Annotated in this window: 16 protein-coding genes and 1 tRNA gene; 5 read left to right on the top strand and 12 right to left on the bottom strand. The window is 47.0% G+C overall.

The genetic code is table 11. The features are described 5' to 3' along the window. Window positions 1–10 precede the first annotated feature (10 nt). The 4 genes from BQ7367_RS05150 to BQ7367_RS05140 form a co-directional block, all read right to left on the bottom strand. Window positions 11–613 carry a histidinol-phosphatase HisJ family protein gene (locus tag BQ7367_RS05150; RefSeq protein ID WP_328586535.1) on the bottom strand — a complete coding sequence of 201 codons (603 nt, stop codon included), beginning with the start codon at window positions 611–613 and terminating at the stop codon, window positions 11–13. Between the two features lie 32 nt (window positions 614–645). Next, window positions 646–861: a PHP domain-containing protein gene (locus tag BQ7367_RS14940; RefSeq protein ID WP_328586521.1), complete on the bottom strand. Its 216-nt coding sequence runs from the start codon at window positions 859–861 to the stop codon at window positions 646–648. 169 nt (window positions 862–1,030) lie between these two features. Next, window positions 1,031–1,537 carry a zinc ribbon domain-containing protein gene (locus BQ7367_RS05145; protein WP_072524488.1) on the bottom strand — a complete coding sequence of 169 codons (507 nt, stop codon included), beginning with the start codon at window positions 1,535–1,537 and terminating at the stop codon, window positions 1,031–1,033. 67 nt (window positions 1,538–1,604) lie between these two features. Then, window positions 1,605–2,126 carry a GNAT family N-acetyltransferase gene (locus tag BQ7367_RS05140; protein ID WP_072524487.1) on the bottom strand — a complete coding sequence of 174 codons (522 nt, stop codon included), beginning with the start codon at window positions 2,124–2,126 and terminating at the stop codon, window positions 1,605–1,607. Between the two features lie 120 nt (window positions 2,127–2,246). Here BQ7367_RS05140 and BQ7367_RS14570 point away from each other — a divergent pair, with 120 nt between their 5' ends. Next, window positions 2,247–2,933, top strand: a complete 687-nt coding sequence (locus BQ7367_RS14570; RefSeq protein WP_072524274.1) for a helix-turn-helix domain-containing protein — start codon at window positions 2,247–2,249, stop codon at window positions 2,931–2,933. Beyond that, on the top strand, window positions 2,906–3,826 hold the full coding sequence (locus tag BQ7367_RS14565; protein WP_328586534.1) for an IS3 family transposase: 921 nt from the start codon (window positions 2,906–2,908) through the stop codon (window positions 3,824–3,826). Before BQ7367_RS14570 ends, BQ7367_RS14565 begins: the two co-directional genes overlap by 28 nt. Before the next feature lie 169 nt (window positions 3,827–3,995). Here BQ7367_RS14565 and tnpA read toward each other — a convergent pair whose 3' ends face one another. Further along, window positions 3,996–4,466 carry an IS200/IS605 family transposase gene (gene tnpA / locus BQ7367_RS05125; RefSeq protein ID WP_072524486.1) on the bottom strand — a complete coding sequence of 157 codons (471 nt, stop codon included), beginning with the start codon at window positions 4,464–4,466 and terminating at the stop codon, window positions 3,996–3,998. A 178-nt stretch (window positions 4,467–4,644) separates the two neighbouring features. After that, a tRNA-Cys gene (locus BQ7367_RS05120) sits at window positions 4,645–4,716 on the bottom strand. A 330-nt stretch (window positions 4,717–5,046) separates the two neighbouring features. Between BQ7367_RS05120 and BQ7367_RS05115 the strand changes: the two genes are divergently transcribed. After that, window positions 5,047–6,774 (top strand): IS1634 family transposase, encoded by a 1,728-nt coding sequence (locus BQ7367_RS05115; protein WP_072524485.1) that lies wholly within the window; start codon window positions 5,047–5,049, stop codon window positions 6,772–6,774. A 196-nt stretch (window positions 6,775–6,970) separates the two neighbouring features. Here the strand turns inward: BQ7367_RS05115 and BQ7367_RS05110 are convergent, their stop codons facing one another. From BQ7367_RS05110 to BQ7367_RS05100, 3 genes are all read right to left on the bottom strand, one after another. Then, window positions 6,971–7,615, bottom strand: coding sequence for a PepSY domain-containing protein (locus BQ7367_RS05110; protein ID WP_072526081.1), 645 nt, complete (start codon window positions 7,613–7,615; stop codon window positions 6,971–6,973). 152 nt (window positions 7,616–7,767) lie between these two features. Then, on the bottom strand, window positions 7,768–9,165 hold the full coding sequence (locus tag BQ7367_RS05105) for a sensor histidine kinase (protein ID WP_072524484.1): 1,398 nt from the start codon (window positions 9,163–9,165) through the stop codon (window positions 7,768–7,770). A gap of 11 nt (window positions 9,166–9,176) precedes the next feature. Then, the gene (locus tag BQ7367_RS05100; RefSeq protein WP_072524483.1) at window positions 9,177–9,851 is read right to left on the bottom strand and encodes a response regulator transcription factor; all 675 of its coding nucleotides are present in this window, start codon (window positions 9,849–9,851) and stop codon (window positions 9,177–9,179) included. Between the two features lie 197 nt (window positions 9,852–10,048). Here BQ7367_RS05100 and BQ7367_RS05095 point away from each other — a divergent pair, with 197 nt between their 5' ends. Both BQ7367_RS05095 and BQ7367_RS05090 read left to right on the top strand, forming a co-directional pair. After that, complete coding sequence (locus BQ7367_RS05095; protein ID WP_072524482.1) at window positions 10,049–11,320, top strand: M18 family aminopeptidase; 1,272 nt, start codon at window positions 10,049–10,051, stop codon at window positions 11,318–11,320. A gap of 85 nt (window positions 11,321–11,405) precedes the next feature. Next, complete coding sequence (locus tag BQ7367_RS05090; protein ID WP_072524481.1) at window positions 11,406–12,404, top strand: Gfo/Idh/MocA family protein; 999 nt, start codon at window positions 11,406–11,408, stop codon at window positions 12,402–12,404. Here the strand turns inward: BQ7367_RS05090 and BQ7367_RS05085 are convergent. From BQ7367_RS05085 to BQ7367_RS05075, 3 genes are all read right to left on the bottom strand, one after another. Further along, entirely contained in the window at window positions 12,399–12,734 is a 336-nt protein-coding gene (locus tag BQ7367_RS05085; protein WP_072524480.1) for a hypothetical protein, read from the bottom strand. The two genes, BQ7367_RS05090 and BQ7367_RS05085, sit on opposite strands and share 6 nt — an antisense overlap. Continuing rightward, window positions 12,700–13,599: a tetratricopeptide repeat protein gene (locus BQ7367_RS05080; protein ID WP_072524479.1), complete on the bottom strand. Its 900-nt coding sequence runs from the start codon at window positions 13,597–13,599 to the stop codon at window positions 12,700–12,702. Before BQ7367_RS05080 ends, BQ7367_RS05085 begins: the two co-directional genes overlap by 35 nt. Window positions 13,600–13,669: 70 nt before the next feature. Beyond that, window positions 13,670–15,292, bottom strand: coding sequence for a recombinase family protein (locus BQ7367_RS05075; RefSeq protein ID WP_072524478.1), 1,623 nt, complete (start codon window positions 15,290–15,292; stop codon window positions 13,670–13,672). Window positions 15,293–15,336 lie beyond the last annotated feature (44 nt).

The raw sequence follows: 15,336 nt of genomic DNA, 5'->3' as shown, positions 1-15,336 counted from the left end.
TTTTATTCTGCTATAAATTGTGGAACACTGGCGCCATCCTGTCAAACGTACAGAAGTGTGTATAGCCCATATCCCTCAGTTCCTGCTTTGTCTCTTCGATATATATTCCCAGATCCTCTTTCCTGTGGCAGTCACTGCCTATCGTTATGATTTCTCCGCCAAGCTTTCTGTACAATCTTAGGATATCCCGGGATGGAGTAAGATCCGGCAGTCCATATCGATGACTTGAAGTGTTGACTTCAATCCCTTTTCCGTCTGCGATCACAGTTTTTAAAATTTCTGTAATGACCGGCCGGATCTTTTCAAATGGGTAATAACCTGCCAAGTCATAACGGCTGATCAGATCCAGATGGCCCAGCACACTGTAATCGTGATACTGTCGGACCAGGGAGAGAATTTCTTCATAATAGCGGTCATTATATTGTTTCTGCGTGAATCCTTTCTGAAACTCCTGAGTCCACAGCTCTTTTCCATTAATCTGATGGACAGACAAAATAATAAAATCAAACGGATATTTCTGATACAATGCCTCATATTCCGGGATTGTTGAAATTTCCATCCCGAATTCAAGACCCATTTTCAATGTAATCTGTTCTTTGTACTGATCCTGCAGCTTCTTTATCAGTGCATAATATTCAGGGTAGTCTACGTTTTCAGCTCTGTCCGCCCGGGTTCTCCCGGTCCTCCGTTACGGCACAGTATCCCCCGGGGATCATCGATGTCTCTTTTAATCCCGTAATCCACATGGTCGGTAAAACAGATCTCCTCCAATCCCATCCGGACCGCGTCTTTTACTGTCTCTTCCATAGGATAGTCGGAATCATCGCTGAACTCTGTATGGATATGATAATCCGCGAACATAATGTTACCTCCTGCCCAATCCGTATTCCCAGTACTAAAGTCCCTGGTCCCGGGCTCTACTAAGATTAAAACAGCAAAAATTTCATACACAGCGCCGAGAAAAGAGGAGGATAGGCTTAACTTCCTGTCCTCCCCTTACCGGTTCCCACATAAAAATGGCACTCTGTTACTACTTTAATTTATTCCCGCAGTTCATGCAGAAAATATCTTCCTCCAGCACCGGCGCTCCGCAGGACGGACAGACCGCCCCTGTGTGTTCATCCGGTGCCGCCTGCCGGTCAGCCCCTGCCGCGCGGATCTCATCCATAGATTTTCCACATCCGGAGCAGAACATATCACTGACTCCGATCTTCGCTCCGCAGAACGGACAGGACGTCGTTGCCGCAGACGCTGCCGCTGACTGCGCCTCACTTTCAATACGGGCGATCTCTTCCTGATATGCCGCCCTCTCTTCGTCACACGCCGCAATACCGTCATACAGCGCCTCCCGGCCCCTGCGAAGATTCTCGTCATCTTTCGTTGCCTCATACAGGCTGGCTCCCAGCTGAGCGGCCAGGTTCTGGCGCCTCTTAAGCGCGTCGTTCATCTGTGCTTTCAGCTTCATTGTAGTCGTCGCGCGGTTCGTCGCCGCGATCCCTTTATTGACCGATGATGTAAGATTATCCAATATTCCCATAATGTACTGCCTTCCTCATTATCTTCTACGAAGTTCCTTTTTCATTATACTCTATCCTGCCCGGAAATCAAGCGTCCTCCTCTCTGACCGCTACATAACGGTCATGGGGCATATCCACACCCCGGTAATGTTTTGTCCATCGGTCGGCTGCCGTCATGCCGTTTCGGAGCGCCACCTTCTGAGAGGCAGTATTGGTATCTCTGATAATTGAACAGACCTCTCCGGCATCCAGCTCCTCAAAAGCATATTTCCTGCAGGCCCGGGCAGCTTCCGTCGCGTAGCCCTGATGCCAGTACGCTCTTTGAAAAAGATATCCGATTTCAAGTACTTCTCTCCCCTTCCATGGCTGCATGGTCAGGCCGCACTGACCGATCACCTCTCCTGATTCTTTTAATACCACCGCCCACAGGCCGAAACCCCATCGCCGATAACGGGATATCTGCCGGTCCAGCCATTCCCTGACCTCCCGGTCACTGAACGCTCCTTCATAGGCATACATGGTCTCCTCATCCTGCAGGATCTTACACAGATCTTTATAATCCGCCTGTGTCAGTTCTCTCAGATACAGCCGTTCTGTCTCGAGTATCATTGACATTTTCCTCCTTTTTTTCTGCCTATTATGTAAAACAGCAATAAACATCCACCCGCACAGTGATATGATACCCTCAAGTAGGACACAAAAATAAAAAAACCTACTTGGGGGTATTTTATGTCCAGAAAAAGTAAAATTGATGCAGCAAAAAAGGTAGAAATCGTAGAACAGTACCTGAACGGAGAACTTAGCCAAAAAGGCGCTGCAAAAATGTGCGGTGTAAATAAGCGGAGTGTTCAGGATTGGATCAGAATCTATAAGACAGAAGGACCAGAAGGTTTCCTGGCCCTTCAAACAAATAAACGGTACTCAAAAGAATTGAAATTGCAGGCAGTTCATGCGTACCTCTCCGGAGAGGGATCGTTAGATGAAATATGTGCAAGGTTCAGAATCCGACAGCATCCTCAACTATTAAGTTGGATCAAGGCGTATAATGAAGGTAAGGAATTAAAAGAACTTACCGGAGGTAGCGCTATGAAGAAAGCAAGAAAAACAACACTGGAGGAACGGATCTGCATTGTAAAAGACTGTCTTGACCATGACCGGAATTATGGAGCAATGGCCTTGAAGTATGATTGCTCCTATCAGCAGGTCCGAAATTGGGTGGAGCGGTATGAAAAGATGGGAAGTGCCGGTTTGGAAGACAGGAGAGGCAGGCGCATCGGCTCTAAGCCAAGCCGCACTCCGGAAGAAGAATTACGAGACCGTATCGCAGAGCTGGAACGTAAAAATAAAGACTTACAGATGGAGAATGACCTGTTAAAAAAAGTAAGGGAATTAGAAAGGAGGGATCGCTTTCTTTAATACATAAATTATGTGAATATCAGGCAATCAGGGAACTGTCCGAATCAAAAGGATATCCAGTCAAACAAATGTGTCGATACCTTGGAATCACTCGTTCTGCCTATTATCGCTGGCTGAGACATCCCAAAAGCGACAATGAGATCAGGAATGAACAGATTGCCGATATGATCAGGGAAATACACCGGCTGCATCCAGATATGGGCTATCGACGGATCCGAGATGAACTGGCTGTATATTATGGAATTCCTGCCAATGATAAGAGAATCTTGAGAATCTGCCGCAAAATCGGAATACAGTCATCTATCAAATGGAAGCCGAAGAGCTGTACGAAAGCAGACCGGAATCCTGCCCATATTGCGAAAAACTTTCTTCATCGGGAATTTCATGCGGACAGACCGAATGAAAAATGGCTGACAGATGTAACAGAGTTCAAATATTATATAGGGGTAGAAGTACACAAAATTTATTTAAGTGCAATCCTTGATCTGTGCGATCGCAGGATTGTCTCGTATAAGATCAGTGCTCACAATGATACTGCTCTTGTTATGGATACCTTTGATCAGGCGATAAAAGCAGAGCCTGATGCGCATCCGCTTTTTCATTCGGACCGGGGATTCCAATATACCAGTCAGGCATTTTATAGTCGGCTGAAGAAACGTCATATGAAACAAAGCATGTCCAGAGTTGCACACTGTATTGACAATGGACCAATGGAAGGATTTTGGGGAATCATAAAACGGGAAATGTATTATGGAAAACGCTTTACATCAAGAGAAGAATTGATCCAAAGCATCCAAGACTATATTGAATACTATAACAACCGACGCCTGCAGCGCAAGTTACATATAATGACACCAATGGCCTTTCATGAACTTACATTGAAGGCAGCATAAAAATACCGCCAGCCGGTTAATAGGCTGACGGAGAAAAATTTATTATTTTTCATTGTCCTCTTGACGGGTAGCACACCACAGCGGGTGGTTTTTCATTTTCGGGCATAGCCCTAATACTACTAGCCACGCACAAGTGCGTTCTCTATTGGCCTGCCAGCCACGCGCAGGATTACTTGCTACCCGTAAACGGGTCTCTCGGATCAAATAGACTAATCTGGTCCATTTCCCTATCTTGCTTTAGTTGGTTGGCTATATAACTTCTTATTGCTGCAGTGTTCTTTCCTACTGTATCGACATAGTATCCCTTGCACCAAAACTCGCGGTTTCGGTATGCAAATTTCATATTTCCGAATCTTTGAAATATCATGAGACTGCTCTTTCCCTTTAAATATCCCATGAATCCCGAAACGCTCATTTTGGGCGGGATACTCAGAAGTAAATGGATATGGTCCGGACAGATTTCTCCTTCGATTATCTCAACGCCCTTCCATTGACACAGTGTTCTAATAATTTCCCGAATTGCTTCTTTCTTTTCATTAAAAAATACTTTCCTTCGATATTTCGGAGCAAACACCACATGATATTTGCAATTCCATTTTGTATGTGCTAAGCTTTTTACGTCTGTATTTTGTTCTGACATTATACGGTCCTCCTAATGTGTTTTTATTTACGTAACTGGCAGGTCACGTTTTTATTATACACATTAGGAGTTTTATTTCTGAATACACCGCTAAAGCTTTTATGGAACCACGCGACTATCGCGTGGTTTTCTTTATACAAAAAATAACCTGGAAAACAGCGTTTCCCAGGTTACTAAGAGGCGCAGACCGGATTTGAACCGGTGAATCAGGGTGTTGCAGACCCACGCCTTACCACTTGGCTACTGCGCCATGCAGCGGGCACTCAGCGCCTGGTCTCCAGGCACTGACATTGATGCATTAAGTATTCTATTCGTGCATCCTCTGAATTATACCAAAATTCCCCTGATACGTCAAATATTTTCTTATATCTGCCACCCCTTTCCGGGTATCAGTATCCGCCTGCTGCCCTTTAATTTTGTACTTTATACCCGTTCTTCGCTCCACGGGAGTTTGACAGTTGCATAATTAAAAAAGTGCTTACAGGCCGCATAGAGCCTGTACTTTTTTTGTCAAATTTTTTGTTTTACTATCTAGTAATATATAGTGATATATGATATAATTATTATAGAGGTGATTTCAATGCGTGTTACTACATCTAAATCAAAAAATTCCGAATCCTTTTACATTACAAAATCCTATACAAATGCCCAGGGTAAGAGCACTTCTACCACAATTAAAAAACTGGGTACCCTGGCCGAATTATCGGAACGTCTTGGCACCGACCGGGATGGCGTCATGGCGTGGGCAAAAGAACAGGCAAGAATCGAAACAGAAAAATATAAAAAAGAAACGGAAGATGCAGTTGTTACGATCCCTTTCCATTCTAACAGGCTCATGGACTATAACAGAAAAAAACTTTTTACCGGCGGTTATCTCTTCCTCCAGTCTGTTTATTATGGTCTGAAGATGGATTCCATCTGCCGAAAGATCAGATATCGTTACAAATTTAAATATGACCTGAATGCGATTCTCTCGGATCTGATCTATACCAGAGTCCTGGAGCCTTCCAGCAAAACTTCTTCTTTCAAGGCTGCACAGCAATTCCTGGAGGCACCAACTTATGAACTTCATGATGTCTACCGCGCGCTTTCTGTTCTCGCAAAAGAAAGCGATTTTATTCAGGCCGAAGTTTACAAGAACAGTTTTTTCATGGGGAACAGAAACGATAAAGTGCTTTATTATGATTGTACAAACTACTATTTCGAAACCGAGCAGGAAGACGGTGATAAAAAGTATGGAAAGAGCAAAGAACACAGACCCAATCCTATCATTCAGATGGGACTGTTTACCGATGGAGATGGGCTTCCATTAGCTTTTTCTCTTTTCCCAGGCAATCAGAATGAGCAGAAGTCCTTAAAGCCCCTGGAAACAAAGATCCTTCAGCAGTTCGGCTGTCAGAAATTTATCTATTGCAGCGATGCCGGACTGGCTTCTGAAGATAATCGAGCCTTCAACCATCTTGGACAGCGTGCATTTATTGTGACACAGTCTATCAAAAAACTTCCGGCAGAGGATCGGGAATGGGCCCTGGACACCAAAGGATTTAAACGTCTGTCAGATGATTCCCCTGTTGATATCACGAAGCTTTCTGATGATGATAAACAAGGCCTTTTTTATAAAGATGAACCGTACACTACAAAGAAACTCCATCAGCGTCTGATCATAACCTATTCCCCCAAATATGCCGCATACCAGAAGGCTGTCCGTGCCGAGCAGGTCAGCCGTGCTGAAAAAATGGTTGCCAGCGGCTCTTTGAAAAGGCAGCGAAAAAATCCCAACGATCCTGCAAGGTTCGTAAATAAGATCGCAACAACAAAAGAAGGAGAAAAAGCGGAAATCCATTACTATCTTGATCCCGAGAAGATCGCAGAAGAAGAAAAGTATGACGGGCTTTATGCCGTCTGTACCGACCTGTTAGATGATGATGTAGCAGACATCCTGAAAGTCAGTGAAGGCAGATGGCAGATTGAAGACTGCTTTCGGACCATGAAAACAGACTTTGACGCAAGGCCTGTTTATGTAAGCCGTGAAGATCGGATAAAAGCCCATTTCCTCATCTGCTTTTTAGCTTTGCTGCATTTCCGGATGCTGAAAAAGACATTAAAAAATCCCTGTACTACAGAGCAGCTGCTGCACGTACTGCGCAGCATGAAGTTTGCCGATATAGAAGAACAAGGTTTTATGCCGGTATATGAACGTCAAAGGATCACGGATGACCTTCATGATGTATGTGGCTTCCGTACAGACTATCAATTTATAACAAAACGCAAAATGAAAGAGATCCAGAAAAAAAGTAAGCGAAGATAAAACATTACTATATTTCAAGTATAGAGCAAAAAGTGCCACAACCCCAGTATTTTCAAGGATTGTGGCACTCATTTTTTCTTTTCAACTGTCAAAAATGGGATTATACCAAAATTCCCCTGATACGTCAAATATTTTCTTATATCTGCCACCCCTTTCCGGGTATCAGTATCCGCCTGCTGCCCTTTAATTTTGTACTTTATACCCGTTCTTCGCTCCACTCGAGAATAGTTCCTGTATTGGCGTCAATCTCAAAATCATATTCCTTCTGATCGTATATGATATCCCCCTCGTATTTCTGTATGCCGTCATCGTTATCAAGACTGATGCGGATATCCTGGTCCGTAGCTCCCGGTACCCTTTCAAGAGCGATAGCAGTCGCCTGCTCAAGCGTAATCGCTACATTCGCGGTATTTGTACCTGCATTATTCTGTGTACTCTGTGCATTCCCGCTCCCTGACTGATCCTGGGTGCTGTTCTGCGTACTTCCGGAATCCTGCGCCGTATCCGTGCTCTGTCCGCCGGAAGTATTATTCTGGGAACCGGAATTCTGTCCCTGTGCGATCATCTCTGTATCCGCGCTTAAAATTCTTCCGTCGGATGCCTGGATCTCATAATCATATTCTCTGTCTCCGGCGTCAAACTGAATCTCGTAAACTTTTCTGCCGTCATCCCGGTCTTCGGATACTTTCAGCCTGGTGGTGTCGGCCTCATCCACGCCTGCATCATCAAGTGCCACTTGAAGAGCTTCGTCTCTTCCAATATCATTTCCCCCGAAAATACCACACCCTGTAAACATACCTGCTGCTGCCACTGCGATTATCGCTGCCGCTAATTTTTTCATTTTGATTTCTCCCTTCATTTCTTTTTTATATATTTCTATTGATTTGCTTTTGCTGATATCAATATACCGGGCAAAGATTAAAGAAACATTAAAGAGAAAAATTTTTTTATATAAAATCAAAATTTCAGTTGCAGCCTTTGCTTTCTCCATCCTTATTCGCTGCCGACCGGGATACGGACCACAAAACGACTTCCCTCCCCTTCTCTGCTCTGGACCTCTACATTTCCTCCGTGGGCTTCCACCATCCATTTCACCATGGACAGCCCCAGGCCTGAATGTCCCTCCCGGCTTCCCTCTGCCCTGGAAGAGTCTGCCCGGTAAAAACGTTCCCAGATATGGGGGAGAGCCTCTTCCGAAATCCCAGTCCCGTAATCCTGCACCACGCCTGTCACTTCTTTTTTATCGGAAGCAAGCATAACCTCCACCCGGCCGTGGTCCCTGCTGTAACGGCGGGCGTTTGAGATCAGATTTGTAAAGATTCTGATATAGAATGTCTCATCCACCCACGCATAAATATCCGGGCGGATCTGCGTCTCGATCCTGATGCCTCTGCCATCTTCATCCGAAAGTATCTGCTGCTCCTCCACTGTCATCTCCGTAAGTTCGCTCAGGTTCAGCCACTCTTTGCTCAAAGGCTGCCGTCCCTGATCTGCTCTGGATAAAAACAGCAGCTGGGAAATCATTTCTGACATTCCCTTTGCTTTTCTTTCAATCAACTCGATCTGTCTCTTCTGTTCCTCTGTCAAAGACCTGTCTTTCAGAAGAGCGCCGCATTGTGCCAGAATCACACTGACCGGCGTCCTCAGTTCATGAGAAACATCCGATGTAAACTGTTTTTCCCGGTCAAACACCTCTTCCAGCTCTGAAAGCATATCATCAAACGTCCCCGCAAGGACATAAATCTCATCCCGTTCTTTTCCTTCCTCTGGTTTTGTGTTATCTGTCAGGCCGATCCGCCTGGAAAGATCCGCGTCTGACCGTATCTTCTGAACTGTCTTTGTGATCCGCCGGACCGGCAGGAGTGTCCTTCGGGTAAAACGGTATCCGATGAACGCTGTCGCCAGTACCATCAACGGCAAAAGGATCAGCGCGAACCGCAGTGTGACAGTAAAACTCTCCTCTGCTTCCGTCACAGAAGTTATCCCCCGGACATAGACCGTGTAATCCGAGGTCAGACGGAAAGACATATCATACACATACCACTCTTTATTCCCATCCCGGATCGTCCTTGTCTCGCCGTCTGAAATCTCCGGACTCTGATTAAATCCATAGGGCACCTTCCCATACAGAAAATACATGTCGCTGTCATACAGTGACAGATAGACATCCCGGTTTACTGAATAAAAATCCGAATCCACCTGCAGCTCTCCGTCCTTATAATCCAGGTCGTCGACACTGTTCTGCACTCTCTGTTCCAGCTTATTCTGGGTTGAAGAAAGAATCTCCCGGCTGCTCAGAGAAAACAGAATAGCCAGCGCCGCGCAGGTTAAGAGCGCCATAAAGAATGTATATAATAACGTCAGTTTAAATTTCAGAGATATCCGTTTCATAAATCCGTATCTTATCCCTCCACTTTCAATACATAACCCGCCCCGCGGACAGTATGGAGCAGTTTCGGCTCGTGCCCTTCATCAATCTTTTTTCTCAAATACCGGATATATACATCGATCACATTGGAACCGCCTGCATAATCAAAATTCCACAAATGTTCCTCCAGCCGGTCTCTTGACAGGACGATTCCCTCATTCTGCACCATATACCGAAGAAGGGCAAATTCCTTTCCGGACAATTTTATCTCTTTCCCCCCACGCGTCACCTGCATTGTATCCAGATGCACCTCCAGATCTGCGATCCGATAACAAGTTTTCGGAGTCTCCTCCGGCCTGCGCAGCAGCACCCGGATCCGGGCCAGAAGTTCTTCAAACGCAAACGGCTTTACAAGATAATCATTGGCACCCGCATCCAGTCCCTTCACTCTGTCCTCAATGCTGTCCTTTGCTGTCAGAAGGATCACCGGCGTTCTGTCATTTCTCTGCCGCATCCTTCGCAATACCGTCAGTCCGTCCACGGCCGGCATCATAATATCCAGAACTGCCGCGTCATATTCCGCGCTTGCCAGATAGTCCAGCGCTTCCTGCCCATCGTAGCATGAATCCACACTGTAATGCTCTGCCGTCAGCCGTGCTGTCAGAATCTGATTTAAATCTTTCTCGTCTTCCGCGATCAATATCCGCATATACTCAACTCCTTCTGGTGTCCAGTATACGAAAGAAAAAACAGAATGTAAAGGATTGAAGAAGACTGAAAATTCAGCTTGACAGAGTTACATGGGGGCTATATTCTGAAAACAGTGGTAACGGGGGTCAGGCCCCTTTTAAAAGGGGCCTGACCCCCGTTACCGAAATCTTCACACAAAGGAGTGAACTGATCGGCATGGACTGTACAATTCTGAAAGAACTTACGCATTTCCTGGAAAGCAGTCCTTCTTGTTTCCAGGCCATAGACAATATCAAAAATATCCTTCTTAAGGAACAATTCGTTCAATTACAGGAGAATGAAAAGTGGAGCCTGCGCCGGAAGGGCAGGTATTTTGTAACCCGCAATGATTCTTCACTCATTGCTTTTACGATCCCTGAAAAAGACATGACCGGAATGCGCATCATTGCCAGCCACAGTGACTCTCCTTCTTTCCGGATCAAAGAAAATCCGGAACTGGAGACAGATGGTCATTATATCCGGCTCAACGTAGAGCCGTACGGAGGAATGCTCTGCGCTCCCTGGCTGGACCGGCCGCTTTCTGTGGCGGGACGCGTTATCGTCAAAGACAGCTCCGGGCGCTATGTCTCCCGTATGGTCAACGTAGACCGGGATCTTGTGCTGATCCCGAATCTGGCTATCCACATGAACCGGGAGGCCAATGATGGATATAAATACAATGCACAGAGGGATATGCTCCCTCTCTATGGAAGTCTGGCCGCAAAGGGCACGTTCATGAAAATTGTCGCGGAAGCGGCCGGTATCCCGGAAGAAGAGATCCTCGGCCATGACCTGTTCCTGTATAACCGGCAGAAGCCCAGCATCTGGGGCGCCTCCGGCGAATTTATCTCCTCCGGGCGTCTGGACGACCTTCAGTGTGCCTTTGCCTCCCTGAAAGGCTTCCTGTCGGGAGAGAAATCAGAGAATATGGCAGTCTGCTGTATTCTGGACAATGAAGAAGTGGGAAGCAGCACAAAACAGGGCGCGGCATCCACCTTCCTCTATGATACACTGACAAGAGTCCACAGCAGTCTCGGCTGCACGCAGGAAGAGTATCTGATCCACCTGTCGGACAGCTTCATGCTCTCCGCGGACAACGCCCATGCGGTCCACCCCAATCATCCCGACAAGGCTGATCCCTCCAACCGCCCTTATCTGAACGGCGGCATTGTCCTCAAATTCAACGCCAATCAAAAATACTGTACGGACGGGATCTCCGCCGCCATGTTCCGGGATCTCTGCAGGGAAGCCGGCGTACCGGTGCAGACATTCGTCAACCGGTCAGACATGCCGGGCGGTTCCACTCTGGGAAATATCTCCAATACGCAGGTAGCCCTCAATACCGCCGACATCGGCCTCCCGCAGCTGGCCATGCATTCTCCCTATGAGACGGCCGGTATAGAGGATACCGAATATCTGATCCGGGCGGCAGAGAAATTTTACTGCTGATTTCCAATCCACTGCGGGCTTTCTCCGGCAGTCGGATGATCATCAATAAGGACAATAAAGAATGAAATAAAAGGAGGCTTTTCTCATGACGATCAAGATCGGCATCATCGGGACAAATTTTATCAGTGATGATTTCTGCGAGGCTGCTCTCCAGGTCCCCGGAATCGAACTGTACTCTGTCTATTCAAGAAAACAGGAGACGGGCGATGCCTTTGCGGCAAAACATGACATTCCTCTTGTATATACAGACTTTGAAAAATTTCTCGATTCCGGGCTGGACGCGGTCTATGTGGCCTCTCCCAATTTCATGCACTGCTCCCAGACGATCCGGGCTCTGGAATGTGGAAAACATGTTCTCTGTGAAAAAATTATGGGAAACAGTGAGCAGGAAGTGCGTTCCATGATCGAATGTGCCCACCGGAATCACGCGGTTCTTCTGGAGGCCATGCGTCCGGATTTTGATCCGGCGTTTGATCTGACAGAAAAAAACCTGCCCCGCATCGGGAAACTGCGCCGGGCCACTTTTGAGTTCTGTCAGTATTCCAGCCGCTACGACAGTTACCGCGAGGGAGTTATACAGAATGCCTTTAATCCGGAACTGGGAAACGCCGCGATCATGGACATCGGCGTGTACTGTATCCACTCTCTCGTCCGTTTCTTCGGCATGCCGAAAAGCGTCAGGGCCCTTTCTACAAAGCTGGACAACGGATTCGACGGCAGCGGAATCGTCCTCATGGAATATGACGATATGATCGCAGAAGCTGTTTATTCCAAGATCTCTGTCTCCGTAAACCGCAGCGTGATCCAGGGAGAGGACGGCTCCATCCTGATCGACTACATCAGCAGACCGGAAACCATTGAGCTGCGCCTGCGGGAGGGCAGCAGAGACGCCGTGAACGGAGGGATTACGGAAAAACTCCCCTTCACCCCGGCAAAAAATAATATGATCTATGAAATCCGGGAATTTCTCCGGCTCATCAGCTCCGGCGAGATCTCCCATAAATACCTGGACTATTCGCTGGATACCGTCCGCGTCATTGATGAGGTCAGACGGCAGACGAAAATCCTGAGGCCCGGTTCATAGACAGAGCTCTGTCACCAGCTCCCGGTATCTGTCGGATCTTGTCCGGATATCCTCCGCGCTGACGCCATAGTACAGATAGATTTCCCTCGCGGTCTGCCGGAATCTTTTCATGGCTTTCTTGCTGCCGCCAAAAGACACCCCCAGGAACCCCCACTGATCCTCTGTTTCTATCTGTATGCCGTTTTGTTCCGGATCCTCCATCTCGTAGATGTGATAATCGAGAGAAAATATCTCCTCAGGGACTTCCCGGGCCTTTCTGTCACGGAGCTCGATCTGCCGCCAGTATTCTTTCAGATCAGCTTCCTCCCAGGAGTTTTTCCCATCTTTCATTTCCCTTCAGAAATCCATAGGTCTCTTCCGTCCGGAAACTTTTCAGCAGATCCTGTTTCATCTCCGCCAGAAATTCCCCATCCGTATGCTTGAATGTCATATGACTGTAGAGGGGCGCTCTGGTAAATGACTGGATCTGCTCAATACAAGACAGCATTTTCTCCGCAATTCCGATTGTGGCCTCTTCGTCCATTTCCATGGCCGCCAGCTCAAGTCCGGGGGAAACCTCATAGTACTCCCCCATCTCAAAGATCCGGGCCAGCGCTCGCTGTTTATCAACAAAATAACTCGCTTTCTCCAGATCTCCTTCCTGAATTGCCATCATATAAAGACCGTTGAAGATCATGCTGATCATCTGGTAATCGGAAAACAACAGCTCCTCATATGCTTTATACGCCTCTTCCGGCCGTCCCGTCCTGCTGAAAATAAGCGCCTGTCTCCTCTTCTTCTCCGGATTCTGCATAGAAAAATGTTCCAGGCACTTCTCCGCTTCTTCATACTGCTCTTTTCTCAGGTATAAATTGTACAGAGACTCCGCGGCGCTGTATCGGATACTCTCATCTTCACTTTTCATTGCCCTTGTATAACACTCTGTAATAAAGGAATCATATTTCTCCGGCTCCGGAACTTCTTTTAAAAGACGGTGGGCATCGAGTATCACTGCCAGCTGCCATGTCAGCTGGTCGCTGCCCGGATATTTTTCCAGTTCTCTTTTTGCGCACAGAAACACTTCTTCATATGGTTGTTCTTTAAATTTTTCATCTACCCGGACAACTATATCCCGGATTTCTTCTTGTGTCAGTTCTCCGTGGAAGGACAGAAGGGTATCCAGTGAAATATCCAGCAGTCTGGCAATCGGGGCCAAAAGCAGGATGTCCGGATAAGAATTCCCCGTTTCCCTTAGTTAAAGATATTGTTGGGTATCTCAAGATGTGTCATTCGATTTTGCCGATAAAGCGGTAGAAGATTTCCACTTCCTGTTCCCGGCTTCCGTCCTCACTTTTGACCGCTTCATGGACAAGGATTTTTTCAATCAGCGTATTCAGAAGTTCAGCCGTCAATTCTGTGGGATTGACATACTGTTTCATCAGACCTATCCACTTTTCAGCGTCAACCGCTGTCTGGGCGGCGGTCTCCATCGCTTCGTGAAGCCGTTCAATTTTTGCGTCCAATTCTCGCTGTTCGCCCTGATACTTTTCGGACAGCATATTGAAATTGTATTCTGTAATGCGTCTGGCAGACCAGTCCTCATACATTTTTGCAAACAGGGTGTCTACTTCTGCTTTGCGCTTTTCCGCCTTTTTCAGTTCGGCTGTCTGCCGCTTCCTTGCGGTATTGCGTTCCTTGTCGCTGGCGTTAAGTAGCCGTTTCAGAAGTTTGTCCCCGTCCTGCTGTGCCAGCACAGACCAGTATTGCAGACGGGAAAGGACATAGGCATAAAGCACATCATAGCGGATATAGTGCATGGAACACTGGTGCAATCCTTGCCCGTACTTGCTACAATGATAATGGCCGTAAGGCTTGCTGTTCTGCCTGTTCTCCCCATAGGCCAGCGACCAGCCGCAGTCCGCACATTTTACCAGCCCGGAAAATATCTGCGTTGTGCCATTCTTCTGCCGTCTGCGCCTGTTGCAAATCTGCTCCTGTACTTGCCGGAACACATCTTCGGAAATAATCGCTTCGTGGGTGTTCTCCACACGATACCATTCCTCTTTTGGCTTGCGTACTTTCTTCTTGTTTTTGAATGAAATGTTGGTCTGCTTATTGTGGACGCTGTGTCCGATATAGGTTTCCTCTTTCAGAATACTTTTCACCTGCGCTATCGTCCACGCATAGGCTTTTTCCTCCGGCGCTCCGGCATAGATATTTGCGAAAGTGCCGTATCTCTGGAAATTCAGCCAGCCGGGAGTAGGTACTTTTTCTTCGACCAAAATCCGTGTAATGCTGGCGGCTCCCCGGCCATGAACGGCAAGGTCAAAAATCTTTTCGATAATCCACCTTGTTTCCGGGTCAACCAAAAGATGACCTTTCTTATCCGGGTCTTTGACATAGCCCAGCGGGGCATAGGCTCCATAGTGTGCGCCATTTGCAAACCGTGTCCGCATGGCCGCTTTTACCTTTTTGCTGGTCTGGCGGGCGTGCATTTCATTCAGAATGTTGAGGAATGGGGCAAGCTCATTCTCTCCGTTGATGGTGTCCACATTGTCATTGACAGCGATATAGCGGACGCCTTTGCTGGGAAAGTAGATTTCCGTGTACTGGCCGGTCAGAATGTAGTTTCTGCCTAAGCGGGATAAATCCTTCGTAACAACGCAGTTGATTTTCCCGTCCTCAATGTCATCAATCATTCTCTGAAAATCCGGCCTGTCAAAGTTCGTTCCAGACCATCCATCGTCGATATATTCATCTATGACATTCAGGCCATGCTCGGCGGCATATTGCCGGAGCATCATGCGTTGTGTCTGAATACTCCCGCTTTCTCCTTGCAGTTCATCGTCCCGGCTCAATCTCATATAAAGCGCCGTGTTGTAAATCGTAGTATTGTAAGGTTGTTTCACCGTTAAAAATCCTCCTTCTAAAGAAACAACCCACGCTTACAATA

It is taken from the genome of Clostridium sp. Marseille-P3244, assembly GCF_900120155.1.
Taxonomy (GTDB): domain Bacteria; phylum Bacillota; class Clostridia; order Lachnospirales; family Lachnospiraceae; genus Mediterraneibacter.
Note: the sequence above shows the minus strand (reverse complement) of the source record. Positions and strands in the feature narration are given on the sequence as shown.

What these genes read in the sequence shown, in the direction of transcription:
- tnpA (WP_072524486.1), bottom strand. Translation starts at nt 4,466, where the DNA reads ATGTCAGAACAAAATACAGACGTAAAAAGCTTAGCACATACAAAATGG.
- BQ7367_RS05105 (WP_072524484.1), bottom strand. Translation starts at nt 9,165, where the DNA reads ATGAAACGGATATCTCTGAAATTTAAACTGACGTTATTATATACATTC.
- BQ7367_RS05140 (WP_072524487.1), bottom strand. Translation starts at nt 2,126, where the DNA reads ATGATACTCGAGACAGAACGGCTGTATCTGAGAGAACTGACACAGGCG.
- BQ7367_RS05100 (WP_072524483.1), bottom strand. Translation starts at nt 9,851, where the DNA reads ATGCGGATATTGATCGCGGAAGACGAGAAAGATTTAAATCAGATTCTG.
- BQ7367_RS05110 (WP_072526081.1), bottom strand. Translation starts at nt 7,615, where the DNA reads ATGAAAAAATTAGCGGCAGCGATAATCGCAGTGGCAGCAGCAGGTATG.
- BQ7367_RS05095 (WP_072524482.1), top strand. Translation starts at nt 10,049, where the DNA reads ATGGACTGTACAATTCTGAAAGAACTTACGCATTTCCTGGAAAGCAGT.
- BQ7367_RS05145 (WP_072524488.1), bottom strand. Translation starts at nt 1,537, where the DNA reads ATGGGAATATTGGATAATCTTACATCATCGGTCAATAAAGGGATCGCG.
- BQ7367_RS14940 (WP_328586521.1), bottom strand. Translation starts at nt 861, where the DNA reads ATGTTCGCGGATTATCATATCCATACAGAGTTCAGCGATGATTCCGAC.
- BQ7367_RS05085 (WP_072524480.1), bottom strand. Translation starts at nt 12,734, where the DNA reads ATGAAAGATGGGAAAAACTCCTGGGAGGAAGCTGATCTGAAAGAATAC.
- BQ7367_RS14570 (WP_072524274.1), top strand. Translation starts at nt 2,247, where the DNA reads ATGTCCAGAAAAAGTAAAATTGATGCAGCAAAAAAGGTAGAAATCGTA.
- BQ7367_RS05090 (WP_072524481.1), top strand. Translation starts at nt 11,406, where the DNA reads ATGACGATCAAGATCGGCATCATCGGGACAAATTTTATCAGTGATGAT.
- BQ7367_RS05115 (WP_072524485.1), top strand. Translation starts at nt 5,047, where the DNA reads ATGCGTGTTACTACATCTAAATCAAAAAATTCCGAATCCTTTTACATT.